The organism is Nonomuraea sp. NPDC049421, from assembly GCF_040677005.1.
Classification (GTDB): Bacteria; Actinomycetota; Actinomycetes; order Streptosporangiales; family Streptosporangiaceae; genus Nonomuraea; species Nonomuraea salmonea.
This window is the reverse complement of the sequence record NZ_JBFAQA010000075.1, coordinates 1-1,667: the sequence shown is the minus strand read 5'-3', so window position 1 is coordinate 1,667 and position 1,667 is coordinate 1. Positions and strand designations below refer to the sequence as shown.

3 protein-coding genes are annotated in these 1,667 nt (G+C 71.0%); 2 read left to right on the top strand and 1 reads right to left on the bottom strand.

Annotated features, from left to right (window positions below; all coding sequences use genetic code 11):
* The first annotated feature begins 119 nt into the window (after nucleotides 1-119).
* A complete protein-coding gene (locus tag AB0K18_RS50245) occupies nucleotides 120-1,094 on the top strand; it encodes an NAD(P)-dependent alcohol dehydrogenase (RefSeq protein WP_364930284.1) in 975 nt (324 codons plus the stop codon).
* A gap of 44 nt (nucleotides 1,095-1,138) precedes the next feature.
* Nucleotides 1,139-1,315 carry a hypothetical protein gene (locus AB0K18_RS50240; RefSeq protein WP_364930282.1) on the top strand — a complete coding sequence of 59 codons (177 nt, stop codon included), beginning with the start codon at nucleotides 1,139-1,141 and terminating at the stop codon, nucleotides 1,313-1,315.
* Between the two features lie 50 nt (nucleotides 1,316-1,365).
* Here AB0K18_RS50240 and tnpA read toward each other — a convergent pair.
* Nucleotides 1,366-1,667 (bottom strand): IS200/IS605 family transposase (tnpA, locus tag AB0K18_RS50235; RefSeq protein WP_364930280.1); only part of this gene is annotated, 302 nt, incomplete at its 5' end.

Below are 1,667 nucleotides of genomic sequence, written 5' to 3'. Positions count from 1 at the left end.
GGCGGGCGAGGGGGAGCACCCCTCGCCCGCCGCGCTTTTTCGTGCCCGCCCGCGGGTGGCCATGGAGAGGTAAAGTCGTCATGTGTCAGAAATTCCTTTCAGGTGTAAGAGAGGGCGTTATGACGATGCAAGCCATCCGTTACCGGGCTTACGGCCCGCCTGAGGTCGTCGAGCTGCACGAGGTGCCCACGCCCGTGCCGGGCGAGGGCGAGGTGCTGGTCAGGGTGCGGGCCGCAGCGGTCAACCCGGGCGACTGGCACTTCATGCGCGGCAGCCCGTACGCCTTCCGGGCCTTCGCGGGGCTCACCCGGCCGAGGGCTCCCGAGCTGGGCAACGACTTCGCGGGGGAGGTCGAGGCCGTGGGCAAGGGGGCCGGCGGGTTCCAGCCGGGCGACCGGGTCTACGGCTGCCGCAGGGGCGCGTTCGCCGAGTACGTCACGGTGCCCTCCGACGGGCCCCTGAGCGCGATGCCGGGCGGTCTGGCGTACGAGGAGGCGGCGGCCATCCCCACGTCGGGCCTGACGGCCTTACAGGCGCTGCGCGACAAGGGCGGCGTGCGGGAGGGGCACCGGGTGCTGGTCAACGGGGCGTCGGGCGGGATCGGCACGTTCGCCGTACGGCTGGCGAAGGCGTACGGGGCCGAGGTGACCGGGGTGTGCAGCGGCGGGAACGTCGAGCTGGTCCGCTCGCTGGGCGCCGACCACGTCATCGACTACACCCGGCAGGACTTCACCACGTCGGGCCGGCGCTACGACCTCGTCCTCGACAACGTCGGAAACCACTCCCTGCGCGCATTGCGGCGCGTGCTGGCGCCGGGCGGGACGCTGGTCCCCAACAGCGGCGACGGCGACCGCTGGTTCGGCCCGATAGGCCGCATGATCGCCGGGCACCTCACGTCGCTGTTCGCGGGCCACCGCTTCGCCACGTTCCTCACCAGCGAGAACGCCGCCGATCTCGCCACCCTGCGCGAGCTGGCCGAGTCGGGCGCGCTCACCCCGGTCATCGACCGCACGTACCCGCTGAGGGAGGCCGCCGCCGCCATCGCCCACCTGGAGGGCGGGCACGCGAGGGGCAAGATCGTCCTGCTCATCTGAGAAGGTATGCGCGCCGATATATCGTTCGATATAGCATCCGAGACATGATGAACGCACGCCGCACCCCGGGCGGGCTCGGCCCGACGGGCCGCTTCTTCGGGCCGGGCGAGCTCCGCCTGGCCGTGCTCGCCCTGATCGCCGAGCAGCCCGGCCACGGCTACCGGAATCGTCGGCAGTGCTCCGGCCTTGAGGCCGGGGGTGAAGCCGGCCAGCCCGCGTAGCGGGGCGAGAACAGCCGTTTCGCCGCCGGGCGAAACGGCGTCCATCCAGCTCAGACGGGCCGGTTCTGCTGTTCGATGTACTGGCGCAGGGCACTGATCGCAGCGCCGCCCACCGACCCGGCGAAGTAGGAGCCCGACCACAGCTTGTTCGCCCGGTAGTAGTGGCGGGCCAGTTCGGGGAACTCCTGACGCATCCGGCGCGAGGACACGCCCTTGAGGCTGTTGACCAGCTTGGACAGGGCCACCTTGGGTGGGACGTTGACCAGCTTGGGTGGGAAGTCGACCAGCGGGTGGACGTGGTTGTCCTCGCCGTTGAACTCGCGCAGCTCGGTTTCGAAGTCGGCGCACACGG

Excerpts from the sequence above, each read along its gene's own strand:
- AB0K18_RS50245 (WP_364930284.1), top strand. The coding sequence starts at position 120 with ATGACGATGCAAGCCATCCGTTACCGGGCTTACGGCCCGCCTGAGGTC.
- AB0K18_RS50240 (WP_364930282.1), top strand. The coding sequence starts at position 1,139 with ATGATGAACGCACGCCGCACCCCGGGCGGGCTCGGCCCGACGGGCCGC.